Annotated in this window: 20 protein-coding genes and 1 pseudogene; 10 read left to right on the forward strand and 11 right to left on the reverse strand. The window is 34.9% G+C overall.

Annotated features, from left to right (window positions below):
* Positions 1-58: 58 nt before the first annotated feature.
* From EV694_RS05965 to EV694_RS05995, 7 genes and pseudogenes are all read right to left on the reverse strand, one after another.
* Positions 59-250 (reverse strand): annotated as a pseudogene (locus EV694_RS05965) (ParA family protein); the annotation flags it as partial.
* 367 nt (positions 251-617) lie between these two features.
* A complete protein-coding gene (locus EV694_RS05970; protein ID WP_132690512.1) occupies positions 618-1,649 on the reverse strand; it encodes a site-specific integrase in 1,032 nt (343 codons plus the stop codon).
* 8 nt (positions 1,650-1,657) lie between these two features.
* Positions 1,658-2,503 carry a hypothetical protein gene (locus EV694_RS05975; RefSeq protein ID WP_132690514.1) on the reverse strand — a complete coding sequence of 282 codons (846 nt, stop codon included), beginning with the start codon at positions 2,501-2,503 and terminating at the stop codon, positions 1,658-1,660.
* The gene (gene yidD, locus EV694_RS05980; protein WP_132690516.1) at positions 2,503-2,709 is read right to left on the reverse strand and encodes a membrane protein insertion efficiency factor YidD; all 207 of its coding nucleotides are present in this window, start codon (positions 2,707-2,709) and stop codon (positions 2,503-2,505) included. Before yidD ends, EV694_RS05975 begins: the two co-directional genes overlap by 1 nt.
* Before the next feature lie 2 nt (positions 2,710-2,711).
* Positions 2,712-2,945 (reverse strand): DUF4177 domain-containing protein, encoded by a 234-nt coding sequence (locus tag EV694_RS05985; RefSeq protein WP_132690518.1) that lies wholly within the window; start codon positions 2,943-2,945, stop codon positions 2,712-2,714.
* Between the two features lie 36 nt (positions 2,946-2,981).
* On the reverse strand, positions 2,982-3,425 hold the full coding sequence (locus EV694_RS05990; protein ID WP_132690520.1) for a hypothetical protein: 444 nt from the start codon (positions 3,423-3,425) through the stop codon (positions 2,982-2,984).
* Positions 3,425-4,000 (reverse strand): phage repressor protein CI, encoded by a 576-nt coding sequence (locus EV694_RS05995; RefSeq protein WP_243645978.1) that lies wholly within the window; start codon positions 3,998-4,000, stop codon positions 3,425-3,427. The genes EV694_RS05990 and EV694_RS05995 overlap by 1 nt, the downstream gene beginning before the upstream one ends.
* Before the next feature lie 130 nt (positions 4,001-4,130).
* On the opposite strand from EV694_RS05995, the gene EV694_RS06000 reads away from it, so the two are divergent.
* The 10 genes from EV694_RS06000 to EV694_RS06045 are packed head-to-tail and all read left to right on the forward strand — an operon-like array spanning position 4,131 to position 9,914.
* Positions 4,131-4,307 (forward strand): hypothetical protein, encoded by a 177-nt coding sequence (locus EV694_RS06000; RefSeq protein ID WP_132690522.1) that lies wholly within the window; start codon positions 4,131-4,133, stop codon positions 4,305-4,307.
* Positions 4,304-4,504: a DNA-binding protein gene (locus EV694_RS06005; RefSeq protein WP_132690524.1), complete on the forward strand. Its 201-nt coding sequence runs from the start codon at positions 4,304-4,306 to the stop codon at positions 4,502-4,504. Before EV694_RS06000 ends, EV694_RS06005 begins: the two co-directional genes overlap by 4 nt.
* Before the next feature lie 54 nt (positions 4,505-4,558).
* Entirely contained in the window at positions 4,559-4,936 is a 378-nt protein-coding gene (locus EV694_RS06010) for a hypothetical protein (protein ID WP_132690526.1), read from the forward strand.
* 21 nt (positions 4,937-4,957) lie between these two features.
* Positions 4,958-5,287, forward strand: coding sequence for a hypothetical protein (locus tag EV694_RS06015; RefSeq protein WP_132690528.1), 330 nt, complete (start codon positions 4,958-4,960; stop codon positions 5,285-5,287).
* Entirely contained in the window at positions 5,280-5,504 is a 225-nt protein-coding gene (locus EV694_RS06020; RefSeq protein WP_132690530.1) for a hypothetical protein, read from the forward strand. Before EV694_RS06015 ends, EV694_RS06020 begins: the two co-directional genes overlap by 8 nt.
* Positions 5,505-5,513: 9 nt before the next feature.
* Entirely contained in the window at positions 5,514-5,786 is a 273-nt protein-coding gene (locus EV694_RS06025; RefSeq protein WP_132690532.1) for a hypothetical protein, read from the forward strand.
* 11 nt (positions 5,787-5,797) lie between these two features.
* Entirely contained in the window at positions 5,798-8,122 is a 2,325-nt protein-coding gene (locus EV694_RS06030; protein ID WP_132690534.1) for a replication endonuclease, read from the forward strand.
* A 13-nt stretch (positions 8,123-8,135) separates the two neighbouring features.
* Complete coding sequence (locus EV694_RS06035) at positions 8,136-8,726, forward strand: hypothetical protein (protein ID WP_132690536.1); 591 nt, start codon at positions 8,136-8,138, stop codon at positions 8,724-8,726.
* Positions 8,719-9,249 (forward strand): phage N-6-adenine-methyltransferase, encoded by a 531-nt coding sequence (locus EV694_RS06040; RefSeq protein ID WP_132690852.1) that lies wholly within the window; start codon positions 8,719-8,721, stop codon positions 9,247-9,249. The genes EV694_RS06035 and EV694_RS06040 overlap by 8 nt, the downstream gene beginning before the upstream one ends.
* Before the next feature lie 14 nt (positions 9,250-9,263).
* Positions 9,264-9,914, forward strand: a complete 651-nt coding sequence (locus EV694_RS06045; RefSeq protein WP_132690538.1) for a DNA-methyltransferase — start codon at positions 9,264-9,266, stop codon at positions 9,912-9,914.
* A 19-nt stretch (positions 9,915-9,933) separates the two neighbouring features.
* On the opposite strand, the gene EV694_RS06050 is transcribed toward EV694_RS06045, so the two are convergent.
* The 4 genes from EV694_RS06050 to EV694_RS06065 all read right to left on the reverse strand — a co-directional run bounded on the left by EV694_RS06050 (position 9,934) and on the right by EV694_RS06065 (position 13,575).
* Positions 9,934-10,149, reverse strand: a complete 216-nt coding sequence (locus EV694_RS06050; protein ID WP_132690540.1) for a hypothetical protein — start codon at positions 10,147-10,149, stop codon at positions 9,934-9,936.
* Positions 10,150-10,431: 282 nt separating this feature from the next.
* Positions 10,432-10,692: an ogr/Delta-like zinc finger family protein gene (locus EV694_RS06055; protein WP_132690542.1), complete on the reverse strand. Its 261-nt coding sequence runs from the start codon at positions 10,690-10,692 to the stop codon at positions 10,432-10,434.
* A gap of 69 nt (positions 10,693-10,761) precedes the next feature.
* A complete protein-coding gene (locus EV694_RS06060) occupies positions 10,762-11,778 on the reverse strand; it encodes a phage portal protein (protein ID WP_132690544.1) in 1,017 nt (338 codons plus the stop codon).
* A 3-nt stretch (positions 11,779-11,781) separates the two neighbouring features.
* Entirely contained in the window at positions 11,782-13,575 is a 1,794-nt protein-coding gene (locus EV694_RS06065) for a terminase large subunit domain-containing protein (RefSeq protein ID WP_132690546.1), read from the reverse strand.
* Between the last annotated feature and the right edge of the window lie 154 nt (positions 13,576-13,729).

Genomic DNA, 13,729 nt, shown 5'->3' on the forward strand with positions numbered 1-13,729 from the left:
TTCTTTTTGTTTATAGCTATTTTGTATACCGACTTGTTTTATTTTAAATTGAAAGGACTATACCAAAATTAGATTGTTCAGCAATATGATAATAAGATGAAATAGTGGGTTGAGTATCAGTATCTATCATCAGGGTTTTGATACCATGATCTGCACAAAATGCCCCGATATTTGCAACATTAGTTGATTTAGTTACGCCACCTTTTGTGGACATAACAGTAACAATGAAAGGATTTATTTGATTTTGCATAACAAATTCTCGCTATAAAAATTAATCGAAAATTTGTCCTACAAGATAACTATATAATAACTACTTTAGTAAAGTCACGGATTTTAATATGATTAAAATTCTTGTTTAGGCTTGGGTACCATAAAGCTAAATAAGTAGCTCTATTGATACGCTTTATGATGTGCGTATAGATGGTGCCCGAGGGCGGACTTGAACCGCCACAGCTCGAAAGCCGAGGGATTTTAAATCCTAAAATAACAAGTTATAAATCAATTAGTTATTGTTATTTAAAGAAATTTAATAGACAATCTTGGACTAATAAAGACGAATAGAAAGAATAACAGCCACCTGAATTTGCGGTTAAAGTACAAGGGATTAAATCCCTTTTTTAGTCGTCATCTAGGTTATTTAGTGGGTTTAGTGTTACAGCGGTTTCTAAATGTGATGGGGCGAAGTGAGCATATCGCATAGTCATTTCAATAGTGGAATGTCCTAGAATATCTTTCAACACCAAAATATTTCCCCCGTTCATCATAAAATGGCTTGCAAAGGTATGGCGTAAGACGTGGGTTAATTGTCCTTTGGGTAAGTCAATATTTGCCCGTTTAATTGCATTTTCAAAAGATTCATAAGCATCATTAAATAAACGCCCTCTTTTTTTCGGCAAAAGGTCGTAAAGCTCTTTGCTAATAGGGATTGTTCTATTTTTCTTAGATTTTGTGTTGGTATAAGTGATTTTATAAGGCATTATTTGCGATTGGCGTAATTGTTCCGCCTCGCTCCACCTTGCCCCAGTGGCAAGGCAAATACGAGTGATTAAGCCTAAATCAGGGTTTCTTGAGTTGTCGCATTCCTCTAACAATCGCTTTATATCATCAGAATATAAAAAAGCGAGTTCGGTTTCTGTTTCTTTAAATTGTCTAATACCTTGTAAAGGGTTTTCACCCGTCCATTTACCCAGATATTTTAATTCGTTAAATACCGCACGCAGATAGGAATGTTCACGATTAACTGTAGCCTCTTTAGGAGGGCGTTTTGGATTAGCGGAAAACTTGCCAGCAAGTCGTAATTTACGATATTCGGCAAAGTCTTCCGTAGTAAATTTATTAGCAGGCGGATCGCCTAAGTTTTTGCATAGATTTTCTAATTTAGCTAATCGTGCCTCACCATCAGATAAGGTTTGCCCATGTAATTCGTACCACTCTTGAACAAAATAGCTTAATGCTGGCGACTCTTGTTGAAATTCTTTGCCAGTAATATTTGAAATAATAGTTGAATAGTTATCTACTGGTGCTTGGTTTTCATTATAAAAGCGTAATGCCTCGCCTTTGGTTAAGAACCATTTGCGAACACGTTTACCGTTTTTATAAAATTCAGCTAACCATTTGCCATTTTTGGTGTTATCTTTGCGGACTGCCATATTAATTTCTATATGCTATGAGAGATCACTTTATCTACTTCCTCTTGAAATTTATCAATATAATCTTTAATTATTTTTTTATATAAACATAAAGAAACCTCCATATTAAATGGTTCATCATTTTCATTATAAAAAACAAAATATGCTTTATTATTAATAACTTCTAGCTTATTCTTATCATTTTTAATTATATATCTATAAAACCTTGAGTTTTTTGCAGTTTCAGAGTAATATCCATTCTCAAGTAAAAATATCTCAACGGGAATACTACGCATGCTGTATAAAATATTATCTTTGCATTTTTCATAATATTCTCTAAATTTTTTGTCAATTTCTTCTTTATTATATATATCCTTAAAATCATTAAATTCTTTAGCTAAAGAAAAAATAGAATTATCAAATTCATTATTTTTAGAAAAATAATCTCTATGTGTTTTTAATAAATATAAAAAATTATTAAAATTATTTTCAATTCCTAAAAGAAACTTATTATGCATATCCTTTACATAATTAATTTCTGGTGCAATTGAAGGTCTCAGATTGTCCTCAGGTTCCCCTACTTTTAAGAAAAAGCTACTATATTTATCTTCTTTATGAACATATTCATCGAATCTAATAAATTTAGATAATAGATCATCAAACTCTTTCTTTATACCTAATATTACATTGGGTTTACTCTGTTTTACCCATGAATCAGAAGTATTATATGCAATCCAAACCAAAAAAACAGTTCCTATAGCCATAACCCAATTAGTAATAAAATTAGATAAACTAGGAAAATAAATATTTAATAAAACATCAATGATAATAAGGAAAACACTGATTATTACAGCACCAATAATATACTTTTTCATTAAGGATAATCCTCACCACCATTAGGATATTTACAGCGTTTTAATCGGTTGATTGCCATTTTCCAACCTTTAATAAAACCATATTTAGTTAAAGCTAAAATAGCGTAATTTGAGCAAGTCGGCTCAAAACGACAGCCCTCACGAATTTTCGTGGGGGCTAATCGTTGGTATAATTTAATAAATTTTATGCTTAGTTTAACTAACACGATTAAACTTCTTTTCTGAACGTAACAACATTATAAAAAGCCATAGTCATTTTTCCACCAGATAAACAACCTTTTTTTTCCTCTGTAGAAAACTGATCTATTCGGTAAAATTCCCAACCTTGTTCAGCATATTTATTAACTAAAGTTTCTAAATAATCTGCCGCCGCAGTTTTAATGTTTCTACGATCAGCAATAATATTGGGTGGTACTTGAACCATTTTGTATTTATAAGCCATTTGATATTTTCCTTATGGTTAGGTTTTAGATAGAAATTATTTACATTGCTCTTTTATCATTTCATTTAGATTTGAAAAAGATTTTAGCCAACTACCCTTTAATTCATTTAATAGCCTTTCTTTTTCTTTCTTAGTTGGAGCTTTTGCGATACGAACAAAATAATTTGCAATAACACCAATCCCTACCTTAACATTATTTGCCTCTTCTAGTAGTTCTTGATCAAAAGGAATTGGCGTTTTGATTGGGTATTTTTGTTTGAATTTAGTGTATTTAGGATTAAAAAGTTTTACTTTTCTATCTGATAATTGTTTAGGATCGGCTGTTTGTACATTATCAAAGGGGGCTAATAGTTCTGATAATAAAGATTCTCCCTCTGATGATATGCCTTTTGCTATTTTGCATTGGTTATCAATACTATTTGCAACAGATACTTGGGCAAATGCCAACAGTATAAATGCGAATACTGTGATTTTTTTCATCAAGACTTCTCCATTTTCAAAATAACACGCCCAGCTATTTGCACATCATCAACATTCGCCTCAAAGGAAAATTTGCCGCCATCTACACGAATTTTGCCTTGTGGTAATACAGTGATGTAGCGGATAAGGTGGGAATTTTCAACAACAACGAAATATTCGCCGTCAACTAAATCAAATTCATTAATACAAAAATAGGTGTGTTTATCTTCAATCACACAGAAAATCTTATCAAAATCTTCTCGGCTGTTTAGATAAGGAAAATAGTTTAATAAGAATGGCTTATTATCCATTATGAAAGATTTTCCGTTATCTAATTTAATTGTATGAAAATATTTCAAGTCCGCTAAATTGTCAAAAATCGGCTCTTCGCCGTATGCCAAATATTGCAATCTTGCTCCTGTTTCTATTGCACATTTTGCAACAAGATCAGCAGGGAAATGATTGCGTTTAACCCAAGTACTAAAGGTATTTGATGGAATTCCTAAGTAATCCCCAAACTCTTTTCTTTTTGAAAAACCGTATGCTTTTTGAAGTCTATCTATAACTTCTTTTCCGCCTAAAAATTCTTTAATCATAAAAATGAGAGAAAATAATATATTGACACCCTCAAATGAGAGTTATATATTAAAACTCTCAAATGAACCTCTATCGATACTCTATTTAAAGTCTGTAGAGACTATAACATAACAAAGGGGATTTTTATATATGGATAAAAATACAGAAGATTCAATGATTAAAAGGGTAAGACTACAAACTCATGTCCCACGTCGTTACTACGACATTATTAAAAAATATGCCATTAAAGACGGCAGAAATATGTCGCAAATGTGTGCCAAGTTGATTGAAGAAGCGATTGATACACGAGAAAGGAGGAAGAAATGAATCAGCCCATCATTATCCAAGTGGATATGCCGTTTTTACCTGTAGAAGAATTTGCCCGTCGCAACGGTGTAGATGCAAAAGCTGTTAGAAGACTTGTGGGAAAAGGTGTTTTACCCATTAGAAATCGCCCATCAGGTAAAGGAAAAATCTATATCAATATGATTGCCTTAATGAAAGAGGCATTAGCACAACAATAAACCGCACATCAAAGTGCGGTCAATTTTAGCAAATTTTTAATGTAAGGAAAAATTATGAAACTACAAAAAGGCTTAATTATTTTTGTTGATGAATATCATCAAGGGATTTGTTCAACAACCGAACAAGATAACGTTCAAGCTCATCGCTCGCTGGCGGTGACTTTTCAGCGACTTCGCCAACAAGCTCAAAAAAGTCAGCCTCTATCTGATCAAGATAATCGGGCTGTTGAGCGAGTAAACGAAGTAAAACAGAAATTACTTTCTCTTGCATTATCTGATTTGCCTGAAGTTGAGCTATCTGCACTTGAAGCTGTTGCAACAATTCTGGGTTCTGAACGTCCGCCATGTGAAAAACTCCTGCAATTAAATAGTGAAATTGGGCGACTTTGCTATAAAGCATACCGCAAAAGCTCAAGCATTGACAACAAATAATCCTGTTTAAAGGGGGAAGATATGACGGAACAAGAAAAAGAACTATGGTTTGCTCGCCAATGGAATTTATTGAATAAAAGCCGTTACGCCGTTGAACGTGCCTTTAATGGTTTACCCCTTAAAGAAAAGCAAATCATTATTGTGCTAGCTAATATTCTTCCTGCCGAAGATTTAAGAGAACCCCATTTAACAGGCTATCAATTAAGCCATTATAGCCCTAAAGGACAAGGCAAAATTGCTTATGCGGTACGCCTAATTAGAAATATTGTTAATGCTTTTCCCCAAACAATGTCAACAAGTGATTTTTATAAAACTGATCCTAACTATAACGCCGAGGTATCTTATGAATAACTTTTACCTTAACCCAAAACATATCAATGTGAAATTATGCCGCGAGGCAATGTTACTTTGGTTAGATACGCATAATGTCAATTTAGCCTTAGCTAAAAAACGCCCTGCAGAAAAAGACTTATATTTGCAAAAGGCGAAACAATGCCGAGAACAATATCAAAGTTTAGCTTGGCTTATTCGTTTAGCCACAAGTTCAACACCAAGCCCAGTACATTAAGGATTTATTATGAACGAACAACATATTATTGAGCTTTCTCATCGTTATCAAATTGCTGTTAGTGATCGTGGCTTTATGGTTAATCAACTTATGCTTAATCAAAATGGGCAATATGAAATCCAAACTAAGCAACATTGCCCGAATTTTGAAAGCGTTATCCAGTATTTAGAACAATGCGAATTAAGCCAAGAAGATGTATTGAGTTTGCAAGATTGCAAAAAGGTACAACAAGCCATTTTGGCGGAAATTCGTGATGTGATTTGTCGTAGCCAATCTTATTAATTGTCTTCATTATGCTATCGTCTTCTTGTTTTGTCAGTTCTCAAGGTTCTATCCCACTCGCAAAATGGGAAGACGAGATTATGCCTGTTTATCAAAACTCGCAAAATCAGCATAAAAAATATAACGCAAAAACAGACCGCCCTTTACCTCAATCCGCCAAAACGGTATGCCAGTTAGAATTATTTGCTACTGTTCCTGATCATTATCAATTTGTCGAGAATTTATTAAAACAATTACCAAGACAACGCCAACGGGAGCATTTTAGAAAGCTCTATTTAAAAGAATATCATTCTGTGGCTGATGACGGCAGTATCGCCTTTGCTTGCGGCAATTTACAAACCAAGCGAGCAAATGCTTTCTTGCGGGATATTTTGGGCTATCGTTTGCGTAAGGTCTTGGAACAATACAAATGTAATGTGTCCTTTTTGCAATCCTTTAACACTGAACCTAACTGGGTACAGGATATTAACTTAGAAGCAAAATATCAGCTTAATTTAGTCACAGTACCAACAAGGGAAGAATATACCTTGCTCAAGCAAGAATTAGAGAAAATCCCTAGCTATGTTCAACATTATTTCAAGGTTGAACGCCAAAAAGCGAGCCTACCTTTTTATCTGATAACAGAAAGCAAACTAAAGGAAATTGCCTATCAAATAGCAATGTTATTAAGCAAGCAACAATATGATTTTATTACACAATTAGCTAGCCAAGACCGCAGTTTTAGCTCGGCAGAATTAGCAGAGATTACCTTAAATATTTATGCCAAATGTGGGCGAGCCTGTGAAATGATAGGCTTTCCTATTCCGCACTGGGCAAAGTATTGTGCCAACAAAAAAATTAAAGGGGAACTTATTGATATTGCTTTAAGCAAAGTCGCTTGTGAAAAATATTGGTTTCGCACAATGCGAAAAGTGCAAAAGCAAATGGTTGAACATATTTCCATTGCTTGCGGCGAAGTAAGAAAGCAAACCAGTATGTATATTTCCCATAACGGACTAAGAGATTATCGTTATCAGCTTAAGAAAAATCTCAATTTCTTAAAAACAATGATTGTTGAAAATATTGATAATCCTGATGAACAAGCGGAATTGCTGAATATGTATTTACGTTCATCAAGCAATCCTGCTATACGCCGTATAGAAATGATGACAAGATTAGACGGCATAGAAAAATGGGCGGACGAAAGCGGTCATAAAGGATTATTTATAACGCTAACTGCCCCCTCTGCCTATCACGCAACGTTACATAATGGGGAAAATAATCCTAAGTGGAATGGTGCAAGCCCCAAAGAAACCCAAGCCTATTTAAACCAAGTATGGAAACAATATCGTGCGTTATTAAGTAAACGCAAAATTAAAGCCTATGGTATGCGTGTAGCTGAACCGCACCATGACGGCACACCCCATTGGCATTTATTGTTTTATGTGCCACTTGAAGATAAAGATGAAGTTATTCGCCTATTTAAAGCAAAAGCCTTAGAAATGGACGGTAACGAAAAGGGAGCGAAGAAACACCGTTTTAAAGTGGAAGAATGCGATAAAAGTAAAGGCTCTGCTACCGCTTATGTTGCTAAATACATTTCAAAAAATATGGACGGTTTCGCCTTAGATGATGAAGTTTCTGATGAAAATCCTGATTTACCTTTAAAAGAAAATGCTATGCGAGCCAAAGGCTGGTCTAGCCTTTGGGGTATTCGTCAATTCCAGTTTTATGGAGGTGCCTCAATTTCGGTATGGCGTGAATTACGCCGTTTAGTGGCTGGGCAATGTGATGATGACATCATTGAAGAAATGCGAATCTGTGCCGATTTGGGTTGCTATGCCTCTTATTTAAAACGGCAAGGCGGTGCATTGGCAAAACGAGCGGATCAACCTGTTAAATTACATTATAGCGAGGAAGAACCAAATCAATACGGCGAGAAACGGAAAAAGATTGACGGCATACAATTAGCCCAAAAAGCCTTTGAGTTTATTAAAACAAGGCTCAAAAAATGGGTTATTAAGAGAAAACCGAAGTCAGACAATCAAACTAATGCGGTGCAAAGCACCGCACAAACAGCGACCAACGGTCGCCTTGGACTTGTGTCAGTAACTGTAACCGAAAAATCACGGGAGGATCTGAAAGATAAAATACAAAAAGCATTAATTCCTATTCGTTTGCCATTAAATGACTATCAAATAGATTATTTAATAAGCAATAAAAAGCTGATTTTAAATAATTATCAACGTATAGACATAAAAAATGGCGAAGTCATTATCAACACCAACGACACAGCACAACTACATTTTGCTGATGAACCTGATTATTTAAAAAAATTACGTCATTTAGTGAGTTAGAGAGGATAACACTATGAATAAAATTGCTTTAGCAAACGGACAATGTTTTGATTTTAACGATCCGACAAGCTATAAATTAAGTATTGGCTATATCTCACAACAGTTATCATCAATCCGAAGATTTAATGGTAACGGAAGATTTTCTACGGATCATTCTGTTGCGGTATCTAAGGCTTTAGCCCAGATGGGCTATAACGAAGAATTTCAACTAGTAGGACTATTATATGATTCACCACAAGCGATTATTGGTAATATTTGCACCCCACTAAAAAATCAATCCTATATCAAACGTTACTTTGCTCAATTAGAACAACAAATTTTAAAAAAGATTCTTGCGGATTTTGATATTCATCTTTCTATGCCCCTTGAGTCTTATATTAAAACCATAAAATTAGCGAAAGATTATATTACTAAATTAGAAATTATTGAGTTATTGCAAAATGGGCGTTTTAAATCTAGTCAAGAGGTTATTAATTCTTTTGATTATTATAGCTCAATCGCTGTTCCTATCAGTGTAGCAAGCCATTATAACTATAGCCATACAATAAATGGCTACTCCCAACGCTTTTTTGACTTAATTGGTGGCGATAATGGCAATAAATAAATCTAATACCAAAAAGGAAGATAAAGATCTTTGGGCTACACCTTGGTGGCTATTCCATTTTGCAGAAAAATATTTATGTGATGAAAAATTTGATCTTGATGTTTGTGCATTGGAATATAACACCAAAGTGCCTAATAACTTTATTACCCCTGAACAAGATACGTTAAAAACAGCCTGGAATGGTAAGTATTGCTGGTGCAATCCCCCTTATTCAAACCCATTGCCTTTTATTGAGAAAGCTATCGAGGAACAAAGCAAGGGAAAAACGGTTGTTATGTTACTTAATGTTGATAACTCTACAAAATGGTTTGAGCTTTGTACCCAATATGCCACTCGAATTGTATTTATTACAGGGGGACGTGTTGCCTTTATCCATAATGAAACAGGCTTAGAAACCAAGGGCAATAGTAAAGGGCAAATGTTAGTTATGTTTGCACCAATAGAAAACCGTGGCGATATGATGACAAGCTATATCAATATTCGCCAAGCAAAGGGTTATGTTGAGGCTTTGAATGGTTTATAAATTAGGGGGATTCAGTGATTGATTTTAGAAATGAAGATTGCTTACAAGGACTGAAAAAATATCCTGATAAATTCTTTGATTTAGCTATCGTTGACCCACCTTATTTTAGTGGGCCAGAAAAAAGAAACTATTATGGCAATAAAGCAAGCTCTATTGGCGTTCAGCGATTATATGCTGAAACAGGTACTTGGGATTTACCTACTGTTGAATATTTTGATGAATTATTTCGGGTGAGTAAACATCAAATAATCTGGGGTGTTAATTATTTTAACAATTACAATTTTGGTTCTGGCCGAATTGTATGGGATAAAGTCAATGGTAAAAGCTCATTCAGTGATTGCGAAATCGCATACTGCAGTTTACACAATAGTGTAAGACAATTTCGCTATATGTGGAATGGAATGATGCAAGGGAAAAGCATTGAAGAAGGTCATATTCAACAAGGAAATAAAAAGTTGAATGAAAAACGCATTCACCCTACCCAAAAGCCTGTTAATCTCTATTTATGGCTATTACAAAAATATGCTAAAGCTGGCCAGCTTATATTAGATACCCATGTTGGCAGTGGAAGTAGTTTAGTGGCTTGCAAAATGCTTGGATTTGACTGTGTTGGTTTTGAAATAAATCAATATTATTTTGAATTAGCAAAAAATAGGATTAAATAATGGGGCAATCGCCCCATTATTATTTATGCTTATCATAGAAATCAAGCAAGGCTTTAATGCCTGTTGGTCGGCTTTCGCCTAATTCATTTAACACATTATCTAGTCTATCCGCTAAATTGCTGTCTAATCTTAATAAAATGGTACGAATTTTACCTTGTTCACGCATTTTTTTATTGTATTCATTGGCGGTTTTAGCTCTTAATTTTTTACTGTGTTCGGTCATTGCGTTTGCCATATTATTTCCCCTTGACTTTTTAATGTGTTATTCGTTATAGTATTTGGAGAACCGCAGGGGCGGTGCTTCGCCCCCTTGGTTTAATCCTAGTAAGCTGGCTGGCTTACTATTAACAGGATTAAGATAATGATGATTTTGTGAGTTAAAGTCATCTTACCTACTCCAGGTTTCCCCGATTTCTACAAGTCGGGGTTTCTTGTATCTAGCCCCTTGCTAGATGGTTGTTATTATATTATATACTATAATAAAATCAACAATTATTTTTACTTTTCTCAAAAAAATTTATTCATCAAGTAGCTTTTTCAGGTCTTTTTTATCATTCACACTTAAATTTTTAATCAGGTAGGAAAATAATTGATCTTTGGTAAGTTGAGAAGTGCTTGTACTATGACTAAATTCTAAATTCATCACGAATTTATGACGGCAATCAGGATTACGGCAAGAACAATATAATCGGCTATAATCACTGGTCATTCTTTCAGTGCGTGTTACTACCGATTTACTACCACAGATTTTACAATAAATATTTGTCGTCCTTGCCATTTTAACAATCCCAAACAAAATTAAGGTTTAAGAATTATAGCATAATAACTGTTTTTTTATACACTGTTTTTACTCCTTTTTAGTGATGAAATTTTGTTTAAACTTGATTAATTCATAACCTAAATTATGATTGATAGTTTCCGCTATAATTTCTTGTAAGGGTTGTACTTCGTCCTGATGATAAACTTCCCTATATTTGAGTGGATCACCTAATCCACCTGTATTATTGGGGATAATTCCCCCTAGCCCTGGCGGAAAACGGTGTGCAGTCAAAACATCTTGAGCAGAAATATTTTTAATATTAGCAAATTCATCTTTAGTGCCTGTATCGCCAATGGGAATAATTTTTAAGCCGTCAGGGTGTCCATTAGGGATATTTACAAACATAGAACGGAAATTCCCTACCCCTTTTGAGCTTGTAATTTTGGCGGCAATTTCTTCTTCCATTTCCTCACTTAATTCAGGATCAGTAGAATATAAAATAAAGCCCATGTGTGCCCCATTACTAAAATAACGCCGTCTAAATCTTGTTGCATCAGAATTTAGTAAAGCTGATTGAAGACCGCCTACATAATCAGGCGAGCCATAAACCTGTTGCCAAGGGTCGTACATCTTTATAAAAATAATATCTTCTGGGGAATAATGATAAATATCATTATTTACGGTGTCATAAAGGGATTTTTTCATTAAATAGCTGTAACTACCGTCTTTTTTCACACGCAGATATAAGCTAGATAGCACGTGTAAACGAACCACTTTACCGAAACCATTACGGATTTTTAATAAAGCCACATCGCCAAATTGGATTAAGTTCAAGCATAATGCCCGCATATCAATACGGCTTAATAATGATGAACCTTGATAACTGGCACTTACCATATTCGCCCGACTATGTAAAATTCCGCCATGTTGGGCATTTTGCTGGGGTAATCTCGCCAAAGCAAAGCGATTAATTGGCGGCAAATAACAGTGATAATCCTGATCAACACTCAATCCCATATAATCTAACGCTGGGCTTGCGGTTTCGTTATGCTCGGCAAAAGGGATAATAGAAAATTTAGCGGTTTGTTGTTTCTGTTTTTTCATTGTTTAGATTCTCCAGCCACGTCTTTTACGTGGTTTATCTGTGATTGGTTTATGGTTAATGGCATTGCAAATCGCCCAAAATACATCAGCGTGTTGTGTTTTTACGGTGCGATCCGCAACAAAGGTCGTGGCGGTACCTGATCTTGTTGTGGTTTGTTTAATCATTAAAAAGCTGGCCAAAATATCCTTTTCCTCGTTTGACCATTCAATTTTGTTATGTTCAACCAGATCATGTACTTTTAATACCATTGAGGTTTTAACATCAGGGCTATAATTAATGGGGGTAGCTTGTCGCCGCATAAATTCCCGAATGGTTTCATAAACCCCATAACCTACGCCCGTTGTATCAATACCTAAATAGGTAATATTATATTTTTCATTGATTTTCCTAATTTGTTCAGCTTGCCATTTGTAAGATAAGCCTTGCCACTGATGACGTTCTAGCACACGCCATTTTTCATTAGGTAAAACAGGCACGCCAATAATGACAAAACTCGCAGAATCGCTACTATGAGCAGGATCATAACCCGCCCAAACTTCACGATGACCGAAAGGGCGAGCAGAATTGCGATCAAAATCTTTCCATTTCTCGGCATTAATGGCACATTTAAGCAACTGTTGGACATTAAAAATAGAATTGGCATCATCAACCCAAACACACATATAAAGCTGATTAAAGGTGTGTTTGCTATAACGCAATTTGAGTTTATCAATATCAAATAATACACCTGCTCCGCCTTTTAAAGCGTCTTCAATGGTAATCACATATCGCCATTGCCCATCAGGACATAATCGCCCACCGTCTCTATATTCGTTAAAATGTGGAAAAACAATCTCTTTACGTTTTGGATCTGCATCTTTCCAAGTTTCGCCAGACCAAAAGCCATAAGACTCGTGAAATTTTGATGAGGGGGTAGAAAAATAGGTTTCTCGCCATTTTTTATGTGTTGCCATAGCACTGGCTACATCATTAAAACGTTTAAAATCTCTGATCCACGCATATTCATCACCATAAACATGACCGCTATTACCCTGTGCAGTATTGGCATTTGTGGCTAAAAAGTGCAACTCCGCCCCATTGGATAAAATAATAGGATTGCCTTTTAATTCCACATTGAAATAGGCTTTAGCCATTTTAACAATGTAGTTTTTAAATATTTCTGATTGTCGTTTAGAGGCGGATAAAAAGATTTGATTATCGCCGCTAAAAATTGCATCTTCTAACGCTTCAAAAGCAAAATAGTAAGTTGCGCCTATTTGCCGACTTTTTAAAATATTACGGACATCTTGATGTTTATTGTTACGGCAAATAATTTGATATTCAAATAAAGAATCAATAAAGGGCTGAACCATTTCAGGCGTGATATGGGATATATCATTTTTAATTTTGCTTTTCTTACTGCGTTTCTTTTCTGTTGGTGCAGTTTCATCAATAATAAGCCCATTATCCGCTTGTGTGAGTGATTGAGTTTTGGCTTGTTGGCTTGCTCGTTGCTTTTTATATTGAATATCCTTATCAATTAAGGCTTCTAATTCTTTGATTTCTTGATCGGTTTTATTTTCTCTATCTGTTAGAGTTAATATCCGCAAGGCGATCATTTCTTCAATACCGCCCTCGCTAATTAAATTACGCCAGTTATATTTTTCAGCCCAATAATAAATAGGACGTGCGGAATTAAGCCCTAACTCTTTCGCTATTTCCTTAGGGGTATATTTTTTTAAATACAAAAAGCGTGCCGAGTAAATTATCTCGTCATCATATCGCTTGCTTTTTCTTATTCTTAATTTTGCGACCATATTCGCCCTTGTTTCTCTGTTTTTTAATTGGTTTAGGCGTATTTTGGCAATATCACAAGCAAATTTCTTATAGATAAATTCGGCTATTTTCGGATATAGGGCAAATTTGGCTTATATCCGAAAATATCCGAATAAATGAGAATGATTTTATAAA

Source organism: Volucribacter psittacicida (assembly GCF_004339025.1).
Lineage (GTDB): Bacteria > Pseudomonadota > Gammaproteobacteria > Enterobacterales > Pasteurellaceae > Volucribacter > Volucribacter psittacicida.

Bases quoted from the DNA above. Each gene is read 5' to 3' on its own strand.
- EV694_RS05970 (WP_132690512.1), bottom strand. From the start codon at position 1,649: ATGGCAGTCCGCAAAGATAACACCAAAAATGGCAAATGGTTAGCTGAA.
- EV694_RS05975 (WP_132690514.1), bottom strand. From the start codon at position 2,503: ATGAAAAAGTATATTATTGGTGCTGTAATAATCAGTGTTTTCCTTATT.
- EV694_RS05985 (WP_132690518.1), bottom strand. From the start codon at position 2,945: ATGGCTTATAAATACAAAATGGTTCAAGTACCACCCAATATTATTGCT.
- EV694_RS05990 (WP_132690520.1), bottom strand. From the start codon at position 3,425: ATGAAAAAAATCACAGTATTCGCATTTATACTGTTGGCATTTGCCCAA.
- EV694_RS05995 (WP_243645978.1), bottom strand. From the start codon at position 4,000: ATGATTAAAGAATTTTTAGGCGGAAAAGAAGTTATAGATAGACTTCAA.
- EV694_RS06000 (WP_132690522.1), top strand. From the start codon at position 4,131: ATGGATAAAAATACAGAAGATTCAATGATTAAAAGGGTAAGACTACAA.
- EV694_RS06005 (WP_132690524.1), top strand. From the start codon at position 4,304: ATGAATCAGCCCATCATTATCCAAGTGGATATGCCGTTTTTACCTGTA.
- EV694_RS06010 (WP_132690526.1), top strand. From the start codon at position 4,559: ATGAAACTACAAAAAGGCTTAATTATTTTTGTTGATGAATATCATCAA.
- EV694_RS06015 (WP_132690528.1), top strand. From the start codon at position 4,958: ATGACGGAACAAGAAAAAGAACTATGGTTTGCTCGCCAATGGAATTTA.
- EV694_RS06020 (WP_132690530.1), top strand. From the start codon at position 5,280: ATGAATAACTTTTACCTTAACCCAAAACATATCAATGTGAAATTATGC.
- EV694_RS06025 (WP_132690532.1), top strand. From the start codon at position 5,514: ATGAACGAACAACATATTATTGAGCTTTCTCATCGTTATCAAATTGCT.
- EV694_RS06030 (WP_132690534.1), top strand. From the start codon at position 5,798: ATGCTATCGTCTTCTTGTTTTGTCAGTTCTCAAGGTTCTATCCCACTC.
- EV694_RS06035 (WP_132690536.1), top strand. From the start codon at position 8,136: ATGAATAAAATTGCTTTAGCAAACGGACAATGTTTTGATTTTAACGAT.
- EV694_RS06050 (WP_132690540.1), bottom strand. From the start codon at position 10,149: ATGGCAAACGCAATGACCGAACACAGTAAAAAATTAAGAGCTAAAACC.
- EV694_RS06055 (WP_132690542.1), bottom strand. From the start codon at position 10,692: ATGGCAAGGACGACAAATATTTATTGTAAAATCTGTGGTAGTAAATCG.
- EV694_RS06060 (WP_132690544.1), bottom strand. From the start codon at position 11,778: ATGAAAAAACAGAAACAACAAACCGCTAAATTTTCTATTATCCCTTTT.
- EV694_RS06065 (WP_132690546.1), bottom strand. From the start codon at position 13,575: ATGGTCGCAAAATTAAGAATAAGAAAAAGCAAGCGATATGATGACGAG.